Raw genomic sequence first — 17,905 nt, 5'->3', positions numbered from 1 at the left:
ACCCGACGGTCTAGGTTATCTGACATTCCAGTGGGGGGCACATTTTCCGTGAACGTCCCGGCTGCTACCAGCCGAGGGCTGCATGGAACCTGCGGTCGAATTCATCGGCCATCGACGATGTGTAAGTGGTCGTGAGGTGGTTGCTGTCCATATACACGTACACATTGCCGACGAGGGGCACGCAGTTTCCGCCGGGGCAGATCATGTCGGTCATGTCCACCAGCTCCACCCCGGGCAGGGAGTCGAAGTAGGAGACCACTGTGCCGGGATTCGAGAGCTTCTCCGACACCTCTGCGGAGCACTCGGCCGACACGGCACCGTGCGTTTCCGCGCACTCAAGCACATCAAAGTCATAGCGCGGGTTGTCCCGGACGCCCACCACCGGGATACCTTCCTGCCGGAGCAGTTCGGAGGCCTCCGGGAGACCGGCGACGGGCAGATCGGCGGCGTCCGCAGACTGGGCCGCTGTCGCCATGGCGACGACGGCATCCGGCTTCAGCTCCAACGCGTAGTCCAGCACTGCGCTGTTGAAATCGTTGCATGCCGGTCCGCGGCTTTCCGAATACGCGCCGAAGGAGCATCCGCCCAACAGCAGGGCAACCACCCGGTAGTCGTGATTCTCTGCCATCGGTTCGATGGCCCCCAGCCACTGTTCGGTGTGCGAGTCGCCCACCACCAGGATGGTCTTCTCCGGATCCGTGACGGGTTCGGTGCTCATGCAGCGTTTAGCGAGCAACGGGTCCGTTGGTCCGTCGCCGTATTCCGTGCAGTCGCCCGGAAGCCCGCCCCACTCCTGGTTCATCATGCTGGGGGCCGGAATCGGCTGTGCTTCTCCGCTGCTGACATCGTCGAAATCAGCCAGCAGCACGCGCGCTCCCGGGTTTTCCTTGATTGCCTGCTCGGCCAGGTGCTCGGCCTGCAGCCGCAGGCCCTGCTGCCATCCGGCGAGTGGAGCCGCAACTACGGCGAGGCACACCGCTATGACTCCGACGGCGCGGAGGGAAGTGCGGTTGACCCAGTCCGAGGACCGCAGAGGACGCTCGACAAGCTTGGTTGTGAGGTAGGCCAGAATGAGTGACAGGCCGATGATTGCCGTTCCTCCCAGCGGGCCCACTTCCTGGCGACCGCGCCAGATCAGGTAGATCACAAGGACCGGCCAGTGCCACAGGTAGAGGGCGTAGGACATGTCGCCCAGACGCATCAGCGGCTTCCACGACAGCAGGCGGTCGGCACCAATACGGCTGCCCGTCTGGCCGGCAAGGATCACCAGGGCTGCGGCCAGGAGCGGGCAGAGAGCCACATATCCGGGGAACTGGCCCTGCACGTCCAGCAGGAACCCGACACTGAGCATGGCGGCGAGCCCCAGCCAGCCGGCGGCAACCCGAAGGCCGCGGGGCAGCTTCAGGTACGGCAGCGCGAGGGCAAGCAGGGTGCCGAGGGCAAATTCCCACAGCCGGGTGCGGGTATCAAAGTAAGCGTGCGCCTGGTTTCCGTAGGTCTCCAGTATGGAAAAGCTCAGGGAGGCAATAAATACGCCGCCGAAGACCGCCAGCACGACGCGGCGGAAGCGGATCCGGCAGGTTCTCGCCAGGAACGCCGATGCGGCGAACAGCAACGGCCAGAGAAGGAAAACCTGGCCCTGAATCGACAGCGACCAAAAGTGCTGCAGGGGGCTGGCCGTGCTGTGGTCGGCGGCGTAATAGTCCACGGATTCGGCGGCCAGGACCCAGTTCTGGAAGTACAGGAGCGAGGACCAGCTCTGCGAGAGGATGTCCGTCCATCGGCTCTGCGGAACGAACAGTGCCGTGGCGGTCAGTGTTCCGATCAGGACTACCGCGACCGGCGGCAGCAGGCGCTTGAATTGGCGCAACCAGTAGCGCCCAAGGTCCAGTGCCCGGCCGGCTTCCACCTTGCGGACAAACGACAGCGTCAGCAGGAAGGCGGAGATCAGGAGGAAGACGTCCACCCCGCCCGAAACCCGGCCAAACCAGATGTGGTAGGTCACGACCATCAGTACGGCTAGGGCCCTCAGACCCTGTACTTCCGGGCGGTAACTGGATTGTGGTGCCACTGGAGGTGTGCTGTCGGCGGAGTGCCCGTGGGTATCCGTTTGTTGCTGCGACACAAAAACCTCTCATTGGTACAGGTATTTCAGCCATAGACTCTACCCCCCCAACCATGGGAGCTCCGGATGGCGGCCGCCGCGGCCGGTCCCTCCGCGAACCCGCTGCCACATAGTTTAAGGAACGGCCGCCTGCGGTGCCGAATCCGCCGTCCTGACGCTCCCCCGAGCGTCCGGGCGCGCTTCCCGGTCGGGCTTCCGGTCTGGCGATCACGGCTCGCGGGGCTCACGGAAGGAGCCGCTGGAAGGGGTTTGCGAAGCAGAAGTGTGTGGCTGATCCGACAGCGGAACCGCGTCTGCACCGCACCGGGATCTTCCGCACGGGGATGTCCCGCACGGGGGTGTTCCGGCTAGAACGCCTTGGGGTCTCCGGACACTTTGCTGGTGTGTTCGAGCACGGGTCGCGTAAACAGCAGCAGCAACACTGTTGCTGCCGGCAGCAACAGCAGCAGCCCGGTGAGGATGACCCCGCCCTGGAGGGTGGGCACGGCGATCACGACGGCGAAGAGCTGGAAGACCAGCGCACCGGCACGGGTCCAGCGGTATCCGCGGAAGAAGAAGTGCCCGAGGGCCAGCAGCCAGATACCGGCTGCCGCGATCAGGACCGTGGTGAAGACGGCCCCGCCCATGGAAGCAGGGGTGGCAGTGAAGAGGTTGTAAACGAACCAGCCGGCGATGCCCAGCAGCACGAGGGCTTCCAGGACCAGGACGGCGGAGATGATGAGAACTGCCGGCGGACGGGACACCGGATGACCGGCGCCCGGGTGCGGCTCATTGGGTCTTGACACACTGGCACACTACCGGAGATAGTCGGAGGACGCCCACGTCTCCGGCCCCCCACCCGGAACGCTGTGACGCATCCCTCATGGTTTGGCGGAAAGTAAGAGCGAACTAACCCTTGTCTGAGTTTCCGTATCGTGGAATCCTAGTAGTTGGGGAAATCAGGGGCCTGAACTGGCCCCTTTCGTTTGCAGTTGCTCGTGAATGTTTTCACAAACACGTGGGAGTCAACTATCTAGAGGAGATTGTGATTAGCATGGATTGGCGGAGCCGCGCAGCGTGTCTGGATAAGGATCCGGAGCTGTTCTTTCCTGTGGGCAACACCGGCCCGGCTCTTCTTCAGATCGAAGAAGCCAAAAGTGTGTGCCGCCGATGCCCGGTCATGGATACCTGCCTCCAGTGGGCTATCGAAACCGGCCAGGACGCTGGCGTCTGGGGCGGTATGAGTGAAGACGAACGCCGCGCCCTCAAGCGCCGTGCCGCTCGTGCACGACGCGCGTCCTAACTGACGCACTAACTGCGGACCCAGGTCCGAGAGACTTCGAAGGGCCGCTGCCCAGGGCAGCGGCCCTTGGTGTTTAACCGACACGGTATTTAACAGGCGCAGCGTTCAACCGGCACGGTGTTTAACAGGCGCAGTGTTCAACCGGCGCTGCGTTTAATAGACGCAGTGTTACCCCCGGTCAGCTCTTGCGCGATTCGGCGTCGAGACCCATCTCGATGCGCACCTCGGTGCCGCCGCCCGGCCGCGAAGACCAGTCGATGGTGCCGTCCAGTTCGCTCTGCACCAAAGTGCGCACGATCTGGAGTCCGAGTCCTTCCCGGCGCGGCCCCGGCGGCAGCCCCACGCCGTCGTCGGCCACGGTTACCGTGAGGATCTCCTCGGCGTCGGGCCCCATTTGGCGGGCGGCACTGAGCCAAACCGTGCCCTTGCGGTCCGAAAGTCCGTGCTCGACGGCGTTAGTCACCAGTTCATTGATCACCAGTGCCAGCGGCGTGGCGAAGTCACTGGGAAGCTCCCCGAAGGACCCCTCCTTCTCCGTGCTCACCTGCTGGGTGGGCGAGGCGACCTCGGCCGCCAGACGGAACTGCCGGTCGATCAGGTCATCGAAATTCACGTTCTGGGTCAGGCCCTGGGAGAGCGTTTCGTGGACCAGGGCAATCGTGGCGACGCGGCGCATGGCCTGGTCCAGCCCCTGCTTGCCCTCCTCGCTCTCCATCCGGCGGGACTGCATCCGCAGCAGCGCAGCGACGGTCTGCAGGTTGTTCTTCACCCGGTGGTGGATTTCGCGGATCGTGGCGTCCTTGGACACCAGCTCCATTTCCCGGCGCCGAAGCTCGGAAACATCCCGGCACAGCACCAGGGCGCCGAAGCGTTCCTTCTCGTCCCGCAGCGGTATGGCCCGCAGGGACAGGCTGACCCCGCGCGACTCGATCTCGGTGCGCCACGGCATCCGCCCGGTCACGACCAGCGGCAGCGTTTCATCCACCATCCGCCGGTCCTTGAGCAGCGCCGTCGTAATTTCCGCGAGGGAACGTCCTTCGAGGCTTTCCATGTCCCCCAGTCGCCGGAAGGCGGAAACCCCGTTGGGAGAGGCATACTGCACGACGCCGTCGGCATCCATGCGGATGAGCCCGTCGCCGACGCGCGGCGCACCCCGGCGCGACCCGGTGGGCGTGGCGAAATCCGGCCACAGGCCCAAGGTTCCCATCCGCAGCAGGTCGTAGGCGCATTGGCGGTAGGTCAGCTCCAGGCGCGATGGCATGCGGGAGGAGGAGAGGTCCATGTGGCTGGTCACCACGGCCAGGGTGCGGCCGTTGCGGACGAAGGGAATGGCCTCCACCCGCATGGCCGTGTCAGTCGTCCAGTTGGTTTCGCTGGAGCGTTCGATGACCTGGCTGGCCCAGGCCTTGTCCACCAGCGGCTGAAGGTCCGCACGGATCCGCTCCCCGACGAAGTCACTGTGGAAAACAGTGTGCGACGTCGAGGGGCGGGCGTGCGCCAGCGCCACGTAGCTGCCGTCGGGCAGCGGAAACCAAAGCGCCAGGTCGGCGAAGGCCAGGTCGGCGACCAGCTGCCAGTCGCCGACCAAAAGGTGCAGCCACTCCGCATCCCCCGGTCCGAAATCGGCATGGTCCTTGATGGGATCGGTAAATATGGCCACTGTCTCTTTTTCTTGTTGTTTCTAGCGTCGAACGATGGAGCGCAGCAGGCGCAGGGCAACCGAGAGGGAAGCCATGTCGTCGTGCTCGAGCTTGTTGACATCTTCGAACATCACCCGGGCGCGTTCCAAATTGTCGGCGTTCTGGTCTTCCCACAGTTCAACCCGCTTCAGCGGGTCCTCCCCCGCCTGTCCGACCGTGGCCTTCAGCGCTGCCACCGTCATGTCGGCCACGGTGGAGTAGAGGTCATCACGCAGGGCTGCCCGTGCGAGGGCCTGCCAGCGGTCGCCGCGCGGCAGCTTCGTGATCCGTTCCAGCAGGTCGTCAATGCCGAACCGCTCGTAGAGGGCAAAGTACACACCGGCAACGTCTGCCGCCGGTTCGTCCACCCGCTTCGAGGCCAGGAGGGCGACGTCCAGCAGGCCGAAGCTCTCGAACAGCTCGGCCCAGTAGACGCAGAGCTCTTCGGGAACCTGCCACTCGCGCGAGCGTTCCAGCTCGGTGCGGTACCGTTCCTGGTCCGCTCCCTGCAGATAATCCAGCAGGTTCTCCCGCAGCGGACCGATGATCGGCTTGAACGCTTCGATGTCCTCCTCGATGGAGCTGCCGCGCCCCACATGGTTGACGAACCAGCGCACGGCGCGGTCCAGCAGGCGGCGCATGTCGAGGTGGATGGTCGTCCAGTGTTCCGTGGGGAAGCTTGCCGGCAGGTCGTTCAGGGCCTGCACCGCGCCGTCGATCTCGTAGATCTCGCGCAGGGCGGTGAACGCACGCGCCACCATGGACTCGGTGGCGGACGTTTCCTCGATCACGCGGAACGCGAAGGTAATTCCACCGATGTTGATGATGTCGTTCGCCACCATCGTGGAGATGATTTCCCGGCGCAGCGGATGGGTGTCGAGCTGGTCGGCGAACCGCTCCACCATCTGCTTCGGGAAGTACCGGCGCAGGGTGCCGCTGAAGTAGGGATCATCGGCCAGGTCGGAGTTGGTCAGCGCCTTGGTCAGTTCGATCTTGGCGTAGGCGGCCAGCACCGACAGTTCCGGCGAGGTGAGGCCCTCGCCCGCTGCCACCCGGGAGCGGAGCTCGGCGTTGGTCGGCAGCGCCTCGAGCTCGCGGTTCAGGTCGGCGTGCTTTTCAAGCCAGTCCATCAGCCGCTCAAAGCTGGGGCTCCACTCGATCACGTGCCGGCGGTCGTTGAGCAGGAGCATGTTCTGGTCCTTGTTGTCCTGCAGGACCAGGCGGCCAACCTCATCGGTCATGGAGTGCAGGAATTCGGCGCGCTCAGCCGGATCGAGGCGCCCGGCAGCAACCATCCGGTCCACGAAGATCTTGATGTTGACCTCGTGGTCGGAGCAGTCAACGCCGGCCGAGTTGTCGATGGCGTCGGTGTTGAGGATGACGCCGGCCCGGGCAGCCTCGATGCGTCCGCGCTGGGTCATGCCCAGGTTTCCGCCCTCGCCGATCACCTTGACCCGCAGGTCGCAGCCGTCCACGCGGATCGCGTCATTGGCCTTGTCCCCCACCTCGGTGTTGGTCTCCGTGGAGGCCTTCACATAGGTGCCGATGCCGCCGTTGTAGAGCAAATCGGCCGGTGCCTTGAGGATGGCCCGCAGCAGATCCGGCGGGCTCATCTTGGTTACGGATTTGTCCAGGCCCAGGACCTCGCGGACCTCCGGGCTCAGCGGAATGCTCTTGGCCTGGCGCGGATAGACTCCGCCGCCGGTGCTGATCAGCGAGGCGTCGTAGTCGGCCCAGGAGGACCGGGGCAGTTCGAACAGCCGGCGCCGCTCCGCATGGGAGAGGGCCGGATCCGGGTTCGGGTCCAGGAAGATGTGCCGGTGGTCGAAGGCCGCCACCAGCTTGGTGTGCTCGGAAAGGAGCATGCCGTTGCCGAACACGTCTCCGCTCATGTCGCCCACGCCGACGGCCGTGAAGGACTCGGACTGCGTGTCCACGCCCAGCTCGCTGAAGTGGCGCTTGACCGATTCCCAAGCGCCGCGGGCGGTGATGCCCATGGCCTTGTGGTCATAGCCCACGGAGCCGCCGGAGGCGAAGGCGTCACCAAGCCAGAAGTTGTATTCAGCCGACAGCTCGTTGGCAATGTCGGAGAAGGAGGCCGTTCCCTTGTCCGCAGCAACCACCAGGTAGCTGTCATCGCCGTCGTGGCGCACGACGCGCTGCGGCGGCACCAGCTGCTCCTCGCCGTCGTCGGACAGCACCAGGTTGTCGGTGATGTCCAGCAGTGCGCGGATGAAGGTGCGGTAGCTTGCCTTGCCCTCTTCCATCCAGGCGGCACGGTCCGCGGCGGGATCGGGCAGCTGCTTGGCGTAGAAGCCGCCCTTGGCCCCGGTGGGCACGATGACGGCGTTCTTCACCGTCTGTGCCTTGACCAGGCCGAGGATTTCGGTGCGGAAGTCCTCTCGGCGGTCGGACCAGCGCAGACCGCCGCGTGCGACCTCGCCGAAGCGCAGGTGCACGCCTTCCACCCGCGGGGAGTAAACCCAGATTTCGTATTTGGGCCGCGGGAACGGCGCGCCCTCGATGGCCGCGGTGTTCAGTTTGAAGCTGACGTACGGCTTTTCCTGGTAGAAGTTGGTGCGCAGGGTGGCGTTGATCAGGTTCGCGACGGTCCGCAGCACCCGGTCGGCGTCGAGCGTGGGTACCTGCTCCAAACCGGTTTCGAGGGCCTCCCGGGCTTTCTCTTCCGCGGCGTTGCGCTCCTCCTCCGACAGGTCGGGGTTGAAACGGGACTCGAACAGGCCCACCAGGGCGCGCGCCACGTCCGGGTTGCGCCGGAGCGTGCCGGCAACAAACCCGTAGGAGTTGGTGTTGCCCAGCTGGCGCATGTACTTGGCGTAGCTGCGCAGGATGACCACCTGGCGCCAGGAAAGTCCCAGCTCCAGGATGAGCCGGTCGAAGTAGTCGGATTCGCTGGCGCCGGAGGTGCCGGCGCGGAACGCCTCGGCCAACAGTGAGCCCGTCTTCACCGGGTCCATGCCGGCCGGGTACTTCAGCCCCAGGTCGTACAGGTAGAACGAGGTGCCGTCTGCCCTGCTGATTTCAAAGGGACGCTCGTCGAGAACTTCCAGGCCGAGGTTGTGCAGGATGGGCAGGATCTGGGTCAGGGAGCGCGGCTGCAGCAGGTACAGCTTCAGCCGCGCGTCTTCGCCGCCGCTGCGGCGGGACGCTTCCGGCACGTAGACGAAAAGTTCGGGGGCAGAGTCCGGAGCCGAGACGCGGGCTTCGAAGCGGGCGATGTCCTCGAGGGCATCTTCAACCTCGTAGCTGACGCGGTAATCGGCGGGGAAAGCTTCAGCCCACAGGGCCGAGAGTTTTCCGGCCTGCTCCCGGTTGAACTTGGAGCGCAGGACTTCGCCGATGCCTTCGCTCCAGGAGCGGGCCGCCTGGACCAGGCGCTGCTCCAGCGCGCCGGCATCCAGCTCCTCGATTTCGGCGCCGCGGGGCAGCCGGATCCGGAAGAAGATCCGGGCCAGGGCCGACTCGGTCAGCCGCGCCTCGAAATCAATCGATTCGGCATTGAAGCTCGACCGCAGCTCGTCCTGGATGCGCAGCCGCACCGATGTGTTGTACCGGTCCCGCGGCAGGAAGACCAGTGCAGACATGAAGCGGCCGTACACGTCGGGGCGGAGGAACAGCCGGGTGCGGCGGCGCTCCTGCAGGCGGAGAATGCTCCGGGCAGTCTCCAGCAGGGCGTCCACGTCAATCTGGAACAGCTCATCCCGCGGATAGGTTTCCAGGATGGAGAGCAGGTCCTTGCCGGAGTGTGAATCGGCGGGGAAACCCGCCCGGCGCATGACGTCGCGGATTTTGTCCCGGACGATCGGCACGTTGCGCACCGAACCGGTGTAGGCACCGGTGGAGAAGAGCCCGATGAACCGGCGCTCACCGTTCACGTTGCCCTGCGCGTCGAAGCTCTTGATGCCGATGTAGTCAAGGTACGCCGCTCGGTGAACGGTGGAGCGGGAGTTGGCCTTGGTGATGACCAGTGCGCGCTTTTCGCGGGCCTTCGCCCTGCCTGCGCTGGTCAGGTGCTGGACCCGGCCGGCCACGGAGGCACGGCTCAGCAGTCCCAGTCCCTTGTCTTCGCTGACGCGCAGGACGTCCTCGCCGTTTTCGTTAATGAGGTCGTATTCGCGGTAGCCCAGAAAGGTGAAGTTGCCGTTGTCCAACCAGGACAGCAGTTCGCGGGCCTGCTGCAGGTCGGGGATGTCGCCGGCGTTCGCGGCCTCGCCGAGGGAACGGGAAACCTCGTGGACCTTGGCGCGCATGGCGGGCCAGTCCGTAACTGCCAGCCGCACATCCTCAAGGACCTTGCGCAGCCCTTCGGTGAGCTCATCCCGCCGTGTTTCGTCGGGGAGGCGTCCGATCTCAACGGAAATCCAGGACTCGATGCGGGTGGTTTCATCCTGCCGCCCCAGCAGGGCTGACAGATTCGGCAGTGCCGCGGTGTCGCCGCTGGAGACCCCGGCGGCAGCCGGCACGCGGTGCACGGCCTGCAGTTCTCCGCTTTCCCGGTCGCGGCTGACCAGGAAGGTGGGATGCACAACGAGCCGGATCGCGGCATTTTGCCGGACAATTTCCGCTGTCACGGAATCCACCAGGAACGGCATGTCGTCGGTGACGATCAGGACTACGCTGGCATCGCCCTGATCGAAGACGGATACGGAGGCCTGGCCCTCGGGCCGCAGCGACCCCAACGCACGGTGACGTTCGGCCCTTTCGCGCAGGGTTGAGCGCGGATATCCGTCTGCGTCTTCCCCTGCCAGATGCTCGTAGTAGTTCCCTGTGAATTCGTCCAGGGAATCGTCGGTACCTGATAGATCCGGAATACGGGATCCAGACGACATGTAATACGCCTCCGTTATAGCCTTCTTACCTCCCGCTTCTTTGCGGTTGGCCTCACTCGAGCCTATCCCGCAAGAATGAAAAGGTCACTTTGCAGCGGACATCACCCGCTTGGAACGGCGCCGGGAGGACACCCTGACGTTGGCGAGCGCAGCGATTGCGTGCCGAAGGGGCGAGGACGGCGCCGTTTCCAGCAGTGCGGAACCCGCAAGCAGTGCGGCGTCCACGGTGGAGAAGTCAGCGGGCAGGAACGCGGTAACCGGTATTCCGGGTCCGAACCTCTCCCAGGCATCACTCAGCTGCCGCTCCGGGGAGCGCCCGACGGCGGCGGAACGGACCTTGTTCAGCACCACCTTGGGTGCCGAGCCCGGTACTGCCGCTTCCAATTCGGCGAGCGCCCGGACCAGTCGTGGAACGCCCACCGAGTCTGCCGCCCCGACGGCATACACGGTATCGGCCAGTTCCAGGGCCCGCAGCGTGGCGCCGTTCCGGCGCGGCGCCAGGGTGTCGAAGCTCAACTCCTCATCGGCTTCCAAGCTGAATCCGCAATCTATGACGATCAGGTCGGCCACCTTGCGTGCCTGCTCCAGGACCAGGCCCAAGGCGGTGGGTCGCAACTCGATCCAGCGGTCCGAGCGCGTGATCCCGGTGAGCACCAAGAGCCGCTGCCCTTTCAGCGACACGCTAAGCGTGCTGCGGAGCAGTGACTGCGGGTCGAGCAGGCCCTGGTCGGCCAGCCGGCAGGCCTGGGCCACGCCTGCGGATTCGTCCAGCAGCCCCAGGCTCGCGGCGACGGAGGATCCATAGGTGTCGGCGTCAACCAGCAGCACTGTCTTTCCGTCCGCTGCGGCTTCCGCTGCAAAGTTCACGGCCACCGTCGTTCGTCCCGGCGCGCCCGTCGGCCCCCAGACTGCGACAACGGTTCCCGCAGCCCGGATGTCATCCCCGGACTCCTGTCCCCGGTCGCCGTCCTCTCCGCCGTCGGTCCTGGCGTTGGTCCTGCCGGCGGCAGAGTCGCCCCGCCCCGCTCCGCGGTCGGGGGCTCCGGCGGCATCGAGCGACCAGGTGCGCAGTGCTGCCGAGGGATCGGCCAGCAGCGTGGAGGCACTGCGGCCGTCCATCCGGCCCACTGCGTCTGACACCAGGTCCGAGAGCAGTTCGGCGGCGGATCCGCGGGGAGCGTGGGCGATGCTCAGCGCATCGAGGCGCTGTTGGGAGCCTTCCTCATCCGCCAGCACGAGCAGGGCCACGCCGGTGGCGGCAAGACGCTCGGCAAGGGCGGCGGTGACCTCGCCGGCGTCGTCGGCCACGATCGCCGCCCGGGCGATGCCGCTCTGGCAAGCTGCGATCAGTTCTGACAGCTCGGCGCAGCGGCGGACCACAGTGACCGGCCCGTGAAGTCGCTCCAGGTCCCCGACCAGGTTGGTGACACCGTTGCCCACCGTCACGACCGGAATATTCATGATCCTGCACCTGGATTCAGGACCACGGCTATTTTGGCGCCGTTCGACTGGGCGCTAAGGAGTCCGGCCAAGTCGTCGTCCTCCACCAGGACCAGGAGCTGCGTGGACCGGCTGGCACCCAGCACCGACTCGTCGACCGTAAGTTCTGAGATTTCGGCAGCGGTAAGGATCTGCTGTGGTTCCTTGAAGCCGTTGCGCTCATTCGGCAGCGCCACCCAAACGTCAACCCGCGACCCCGCTTCGGTTCCGCTCGGAAGAATGTCGTCGACACGCAGTCCCACCGGCTTCCGGTCCAGGTCATCCGCGGTGCCGAGGTCGGTGCGGGCCACCAGCTCGCCTTTCCGCAGCAGCCCCGACGCCACGGCGTTTTCAGGTATTCCCTCGGCCGCAGGCAGGTAGGAACCGGAGACGTCACCCAGCCGGACGGGAACCACGGCGAGATCCTGGGCGCTGACCGATGAACCCACCGGAATGTTCTCGTCAACGACGAACACCTCAGTGGTTTGGTCCGCGGAGCCCACGAGTGCAACGACGCCCGCGGTGGAGGCCAGCACCAGCATTATGCCGAGCAGCAGGCGCGGATCTTTCCACGACGGTTTTTTCAGGCGCGGTGCGGACGGCTGCACGGTTGTAGTGAGACTCATTTTTCCCCCTGGTAACACCGGAGTCCGGGGCTGCATGGCACCGGACGGGCAATCGCTGCCATTGTTGACCACAATTCGGCGGAAGGAAACGGTGATTTTTCGGAAACTTCAAAGTGTGGATAACTTCGCCGGTCCGGCTGCCGGAGTGGGAGACTGAATGCGACAGTGCGTCGGATGGATCCGGCGGATGGATAGGGTGGATGGATGTTGAGGTGGATACGTGGGTGAGAAGCGGTTCCTGACACTGGCCGATGTCGGCGAGGTGTTGAACATATCCTCGTCACAGACATACGCCCTGGTGAGGTCGGGGGAACTCCCAGCCATCCAGATTGGCGGGCGGGGGCAGTGGCGGGTGGAATCCCGTGTCTTGGAGGAATTCATCGCCGACGCCTATCGCCGCTCTGCTGCCGTACAGCGCGACGACGCATCCGAAAGGGCCGCCTCCGAGCAGTAGCCCCGCTGGTTTCCCGCCTGGGCGCTGCCCGTGACTTGCTTATTTCCCGCCTGGGCGCGCTTATTTCCTGCTAGGGCGCTGCCCCCTGCCGAGCCGATTTCCTGCACATTTCCCGCCTGGGCGCTGCCCGTGCCGGCCCGCGCCCAATCGTTAGACGGCCGAGCAGACCGCCGCCACCGCTCGCAGGGGGACGGTGAAGACTCCGCGGACGTTGCCTTGCCGCCGAGGTTCGCCGCGGGGAGTCAGCGACAGTTCGAAAAAATCCTTTCCGACCCGGTCTACGCTGCCATCCAGGGCAGAGGCGGGCGGCTGCCCTGCCAAGTACACCTGCACGGCCGCGCGGTCACGGGACAGGCCCCGCAGCGCGGACGCCAGCCCCAGCCGTGCCGCTGGTGCATCCACTGTGGAAAAGCGGTCCATTCCGCCGATCAGCACCACGTGGTCAAGCGCAATGACCGACGAGCGCCGTTCACCGTCCAAGCCGATCCACCCGCGGCCCACATGGCTGAGTTCCCCTTCGAAGGCCCCGCATGGACCGACGTCCACCTTCAGGTACCGTCCGGTCTGGCTGTGCAGCCGGCCCGCCAGGTCCATGCCGGCAAAATCGGTCCGAAGCCGCTCGGAAACCTCAGCGTCCTGCACCAGCTGGTGAGCAGAGGCCATTTGGGCCTCCATGTCGGCAAAAAGGGCGTCCCATCGCATGTGCACAGGCTAGCCGCTGCTCTCCGCACCTACTACCACGGGCCCAGGCAAACAATCTCAAAATCACCCTAGACACCGGGGCAACCGCACTGTAGACAAGTCCCACCAAACGATCTAGAAGCCATCAAACAGCGTTATCCATTATCAAACGGCAACAAACTGCATCAAACTGCATCTTTCCGGCAGCGAAATCCACCGATCGGTAGCGGCGGACCGGGCCGCCGAGGTGGATAGATACCCAGGATGAAGGAGACGCCGCGTGGACAAGGCTGGCGCCCGAGACGAAGGAGGACCCGAATGAAACACCTGCTGCGGGACCTCCTCGTTCTGGGTGCCGGAATCGCCGCCTCCGCCGTCCTGCTGTGGGCCGGGCTGGCGACGCTGCCGGATTCGGTAAGCCTCCTCCAGGGATCGGTGTCATCCCTGCAGGGGCTGGCGGGCTTCGCTGCCGCTGCGGCGGGTCTTCTCATCGCCCTTTGGTGGAGTCTGGGGCTGGTCCTGGCCGTCCTATCCGCCCTGCTGCAGAAAGCCGGACATGCGGCAGCCGCTGCAGCTGCCGGCGCCTTGGCTCCCGCCTTTATGAAGCGACTCGCTGCCGCTGCCATCGGCCTGAACCTCGTGGCCGGCGCCGGTGCCGCCCAGGCAGCCGATCCGTTGCCTGCGAATCCGGGGCAGAGCGTCTCCATGCTGCAAAACCCGCTGGATGCCGCGGTGCATCCCCAGTGGAACCCCACACTGGTGCTGCCGGAACGCGGCTTGGGTCCGGCAGGCACCGGAACGGTTGCCGGCAACTCAGCGGAGCCGTCACCCACTGACAGTCCGGCGAATCCGCAGTGGAAGCCTCGGGCGCAGGAAGTGACGCCAAACGTTTTTATCCGTCCCGGACGCACCGATGCATCCGGGCGGGCAGTGGTCCGCTCGGGAGACTCCTTGTGGAGCCTCGCCGCCGAACAGCTTGGCCCTCTAGCCACGGACGCTGAAATCGCTGCCCACTGGCCGCGCTGGTACGAACGGAACCGGGACGTTATTGGCGCTGACCCGGACCTGATTCTGCCCGGCCAGATCTTCGCGGTGCCCGAAGTGCCCGAAGTGCCCCGCCAATAACGAAGTCTCCAACCTCGCGCAGCACCCGGGCACCGGCACTGCTGCTGCAGTGCGCCTTGCCCCGGCGTTTCACCGACCGTGCCTTCGTCATACCTCCGGTACCGCCGCTCATTCCACAGCGGACTTCCAGGAAAGGACAGCACCATGACCACCGTCATTACATTTCCAGTCCAAGAGGCAGCGGACGAGCTGGCCACCGCGTCGGGGGCTCCGCGTCCGCTCACCGTGCACCGCATTCCGGTTACAGGCTATTCGCCGGCCGGAGCTCCACCGGTCAAGCTGCGCCCCCGGCAGCCCGCCCCGCAGGCGGCTAAACCCGCCGATTCCAGCCCGGCGACGCAGGACCAGGCTCACTGGCACAGCACCCCTGAGGACGACGCGCGGGTGAACGCCATAGCCCGGTCCGTCACCCAAGCGGCGCTGGAAGTACTCGGCGGAACCCGGCCGCTTCAGCAGATGGCCCGGTGGCTCGATCCCCCGAGCTTCGAGCGTCTGCAGCTGCGCGCCAATCTGGTCCGCAGCAGGGAACTGGGTGCCGCAGGAGGGACCGGGTCCAGGGCTGGAACCGGGGCAGCCGCCAGGCAGGGAACGCGCACGATGCCGGTGCGCCTGCACCGGCAGGTCGTGATCCGCTGCTGCCGAATCTGCCCCGTCTCGGAAGGCATCTACGAAGCATCGGTCGTAGCGGCCGAACAAAGCAGAGTCCGCGCCGCGGCTCTTCGTATAGAGCTGCGGCGCGGACTCTGGAAGGTCACGGCCCTGGAGATCGGTTAGATCCCGTTACTGCGGAGCACGGTTACTTGCGGCGCTTGGACTTCTTCGGAGCCGCATTCGGCGTCTTTCGACCCTGGGCATCCGCAGCCGGTGCAGAACCCGCGGTCTTGGCTGCGCCTGTCTTGCCGCCGGCTTTCGCCGGTTTGGCGGATGCAGCCCGCTCCACCCGGGTCTCCACGCCGCCTTCGGTGTTGGGTGCAGAGAACTGCAGGCTCGCGGGACGCTGCGGTGCTTCAAGACCAGCAGCCGTGATGGTCGGCTGGCCGACCACACTGCGGCCGTCCTTCAGACCGGCAAGAGCCGGAGGAACGTCAGCGGCCGGCGGGTTCACCTTCACTTCTGCGTTGAACAGGTAGCCAATGGACTCCTCGCGGATGGCTTCGGTCATGGTCTGGAACATGACAAAACCTTCGCGCTGGTACTCCACCAGGGGATCGCGCTGCGCCATGGCGCGCAGGCCAATACCCTCCTTGAGATAGTCCATCTCGTAGAGGTGTTCCTGCCATTTGCGCCCGATCACGGAGAGCACTACGCGGCGCTCCAGTTCGCGCATGGCGGGAGCGCCCAGCGCGGCCTCCCGTGCCTGATAGGCCAGCTTCGCGTCGGAGAGGATTTCCTCCTGCAGGAATTCCCGGGTGACCTTGGCGCGTCCTCCGGCTTCGTCGACCACTTCGTCAATGGTCAGGCCCACCGGGTACAGGGTCTTGAGGTTGGTCCACAGCTGCTCGTAGTCCCAGTCGTCCCCGTGCCCCTCGGCAGTGGCTTCGTTGACGATTGACGTGACAACGTCCTCCAGGAAGAAGCCGATTTTCTCCTGCAGATCATCGCCTTCCAGGATCCGGCGGCGGTCGCCGTAGATGGCTTCGCGCTGGCGGTTCAGGACGTCGTCGTACTTCAGGACGTTCTTGCGCTGCTCGGCGTTCCGGCCCTCGACCTGCCCCTGGGCATTCTGGATGGCTTTCGAGACGAGCTTGGATTCCAGTGCGACGTCGTCGGGCATGGACGAGCTGTTCATGATCCGCTCGGCGGCGCCTGAGTTGAACAGCCGCATGAGGTCGTCGGTCAGCGACAGGTAGAAGCGTGACTCCCCCGGGTCTCCCTGACGGCCGGAACGGCCGCGGAGCTGGTTGTCGATGCGGCGGGACTCGTGCCGTTCGGTGCCCAGCACGTAGAGGCCGCCAAGGTCAATGACTTCCTGCTGTTCAGCGGCCACGGCCTTGCGTGCCTTTTCGAGGGCGTCCGGCCAGGCGGCTTCGTACTCATCCGGGTTCTCGCTCGGATCCAGTCCCCGTCGTTCCAGTTCGGAGATGGCATTGAACTCGGCGTTGCCGCCGAGCATGATGTCAGTGCCTCGGCCGGCCATGTTGGTGGCGACGGTGACGGCGCCCTTGCGTCCGGCCTGGGCCACGATGGCAGCTTCACGGGCGTGGTTCTTGGCGTTAAGGACCTCGTGCCGGATGCCGGCCTTGGCCAGCTGCTTGGAGAGGTACTCGCTCTTTTCGACGCTGGTGGTGCCCACCAGGATCGGCTGGCCGGCGGCGTGGCGCTCGGCAATGTCCTGGACGACGGCGTCGAACTTGGCGATTTCGTTCTTGTAGATCAGGTCCGGCTGGTCGATCCGGGCCATCGGCCGGTTGGTGGGAATGGGCACCACTCCGAGCTTGTACGTGCTCATGAACTCGGCCGCTTCAGTCTCAGCCGTTCCGGTCATGCCGGCGAGCTTTTCGTAGAGCCGGAAGTAGTTCTGCAGCGTCACCGTGGCCAGCGTCTGGTTCTCGGCCTTAATGGTCACGCCCTCTTTGGCCTCAATGGCCTGGTGCATGCCCTCGTTGTAGCGGCGTCCGGCGAGGATGCGTCCGGTGTGTTCGTCAACGATCATGACTTCGCCGTTGAGGACCACATAGTCCTTGTCCCGCTTAAACAGTTCCTTTGCCTTGATGGCGTTGTTCAGGAAACCGATGAGGGGCGTATTCGCCGACTCGTACAGGTTGGAAATGCCCAGGTAGTCCTCGACCTTCTCAATGCCGGATTCCAGCACGCCCACGGTGCGCTTCTTTTCGTCCACCTCGTAGTCGGTGTCCAGGACCAGGCGCTGCACTACCTTCGAGAACTCGGTGTACCAGCGGTTGACGTCGCCGCTTGCGGCTCCGGAGATAATGAGCGGGGTCCGGGCCTCATCGATGAGGATGGAGTCCACTTCATCAACGATGGCGAAGTGGTGGCCGCGCTGGACCAGTTCGGCGGCGCTCCAGGCCATGTTGTCGCGCAGGTAGTCGAAGCCGAACTCGTTGTTGGTTCCGTAGGTGATGTCCGCGTTGTACTGCTCTCGGCGGACTGCGGGGTCCTGGTTCGACAGGATGCAGCCACTGGTCATGCCCAGGAAGCGGAAGACGCGGCCCATCAGGTCCGACTGGTACTCGGCCAGGTAGTCGTTGACCGTCACGATGTGCACGCCTCGCCCGGTCAGCGCGTTGAGGTATGCGGGAGCGGTGGCGACGAGGGTCTTGCCCTCACCGGTCTTCATCTCGGCGATGTTGCCCAGGTGCAGGGCCGCGCCGCCCATCATCTGGACGTCGAAGTGGCGCATGCCCAGCGTGCGGCCGGCAGCTTCACGGACTGCGGCGAAGGCCTCCGGGAGCAGATCGTCCAGGCTCTCGCCGTCGGCGTAGCGTTCCTTGAAGCGGTCGGTCTCGCCCCGAAGTTCGGCGTCGCTCATGCCCCTGTACTCGTCCTCGAGCACGTTGATCGCATCGGCGTAGTTGCGCAGCGTCTTCAGCGTCTTCTTATCGCCTGTACGAAGAACCCGTTCGAGTAGTGATGCCACTGATTT

At 65.2% G+C, this 17,905-nt stretch carries 12 protein-coding genes; 4 read left to right on the top strand and 8 right to left on the bottom strand.

All coding sequences use genetic code 11. The features are described 5' to 3' along the window. Positions 1 to 64: 64 nt before the first annotated feature. On the bottom strand, positions 65 to 2,071 hold the full coding sequence (locus tag QNN99_RS03845) for an acyltransferase family protein (protein WP_284015639.1): 2,007 nt from the start codon (positions 2,069 to 2,071) through the stop codon (positions 65 to 67). A gap of 401 nt (positions 2,072 to 2,472) precedes the next feature. After that, positions 2,473 to 2,910, bottom strand: coding sequence for a hypothetical protein (locus tag QNN99_RS03840; protein ID WP_229965110.1), 438 nt, complete (start codon positions 2,908 to 2,910; stop codon positions 2,473 to 2,475). A gap of 248 nt (positions 2,911 to 3,158) precedes the next feature. On the opposite strand from QNN99_RS03840, the gene QNN99_RS03835 reads away from it, so the two are divergent. Then, positions 3,159 to 3,407 carry a WhiB family transcriptional regulator gene (locus tag QNN99_RS03835; RefSeq protein WP_104052537.1) on the top strand — a complete coding sequence of 83 codons (249 nt, stop codon included), beginning with the start codon at positions 3,159 to 3,161 and terminating at the stop codon, positions 3,405 to 3,407. Between the two features lie 178 nt (positions 3,408 to 3,585). Here the strand turns inward: QNN99_RS03835 and QNN99_RS03830 are convergent, their stop codons facing one another. The 4 genes from QNN99_RS03830 to QNN99_RS03815 form a co-directional block, all read right to left on the bottom strand. Then, on the bottom strand, positions 3,586 to 5,067 hold the full coding sequence (locus QNN99_RS03830) for a sensor histidine kinase (protein WP_229965109.1): 1,482 nt from the start codon (positions 5,065 to 5,067) through the stop codon (positions 3,586 to 3,588). Between the two features lie 21 nt (positions 5,068 to 5,088). Next, on the bottom strand, positions 5,089 to 9,936 hold the full coding sequence (locus QNN99_RS03825; RefSeq protein WP_229965108.1) for an NAD-glutamate dehydrogenase: 4,848 nt from the start codon (positions 9,934 to 9,936) through the stop codon (positions 5,089 to 5,091). 84 nt (positions 9,937 to 10,020) lie between these two features. Beyond that, positions 10,021 to 11,397, bottom strand: a complete 1,377-nt coding sequence (locus tag QNN99_RS03820; protein WP_229965107.1) for a CpaE/TadZ family protein — start codon at positions 11,395 to 11,397, stop codon at positions 10,021 to 10,023. Further along, positions 11,394 to 12,041: a CpaB family protein gene (locus QNN99_RS03815; RefSeq protein ID WP_229965106.1), complete on the bottom strand. Its 648-nt coding sequence runs from the start codon at positions 12,039 to 12,041 to the stop codon at positions 11,394 to 11,396. Before QNN99_RS03815 ends, QNN99_RS03820 begins: the two co-directional genes overlap by 4 nt. A 220-nt stretch (positions 12,042 to 12,261) precedes the next feature. On the opposite strand from QNN99_RS03815, the gene QNN99_RS03810 reads away from it, so the two are divergent. Continuing rightward, positions 12,262 to 12,495: a helix-turn-helix domain-containing protein gene (locus QNN99_RS03810; RefSeq protein WP_229965105.1), complete on the top strand. Its 234-nt coding sequence runs from the start codon at positions 12,262 to 12,264 to the stop codon at positions 12,493 to 12,495. A 150-nt stretch (positions 12,496 to 12,645) separates the two neighbouring features. Here the strand turns inward: QNN99_RS03810 and QNN99_RS03805 are convergent, their stop codons facing one another. Next, positions 12,646 to 13,197 carry a hypothetical protein gene (locus QNN99_RS03805; RefSeq protein WP_229965104.1) on the bottom strand — a complete coding sequence of 184 codons (552 nt, stop codon included), beginning with the start codon at positions 13,195 to 13,197 and terminating at the stop codon, positions 12,646 to 12,648. Positions 13,198 to 13,494: 297 nt separating this feature from the next. Here QNN99_RS03805 and QNN99_RS03800 point away from each other — a divergent pair, with 297 nt between their 5' ends. Together QNN99_RS03800 and QNN99_RS03795 are read left to right on the top strand one after the other, a co-directional pair. Continuing rightward, positions 13,495 to 14,301: a LysM peptidoglycan-binding domain-containing protein gene (locus QNN99_RS03800; protein ID WP_229965103.1), complete on the top strand. Its 807-nt coding sequence runs from the start codon at positions 13,495 to 13,497 to the stop codon at positions 14,299 to 14,301. 144 nt (positions 14,302 to 14,445) lie between these two features. After that, a complete protein-coding gene (locus tag QNN99_RS03795; RefSeq protein ID WP_229965102.1) occupies positions 14,446 to 15,075 on the top strand; it encodes an Rv3235 family protein in 630 nt (209 codons plus the stop codon). 22 nt (positions 15,076 to 15,097) lie between these two features. On the opposite strand, the gene secA is transcribed toward QNN99_RS03795, so the two are convergent. Then, the gene (gene secA / locus QNN99_RS03790; RefSeq protein ID WP_229965101.1) at positions 15,098 to 17,899 is read right to left on the bottom strand and encodes a preprotein translocase subunit SecA; all 2,802 of its coding nucleotides are present in this window, start codon (positions 17,897 to 17,899) and stop codon (positions 15,098 to 15,100) included. Between the last annotated feature and the right edge of the window lie 6 nt (positions 17,900 to 17,905).

This window comes from Arthrobacter sp. zg.Y820, from assembly GCF_030125555.1.
In the GTDB taxonomy this organism is placed as follows: Bacteria; Actinomycetota; Actinomycetes; order Actinomycetales; family Micrococcaceae; genus Arthrobacter_B.
This window is presented reverse-complemented; position numbering and strand designations above follow the sequence as displayed.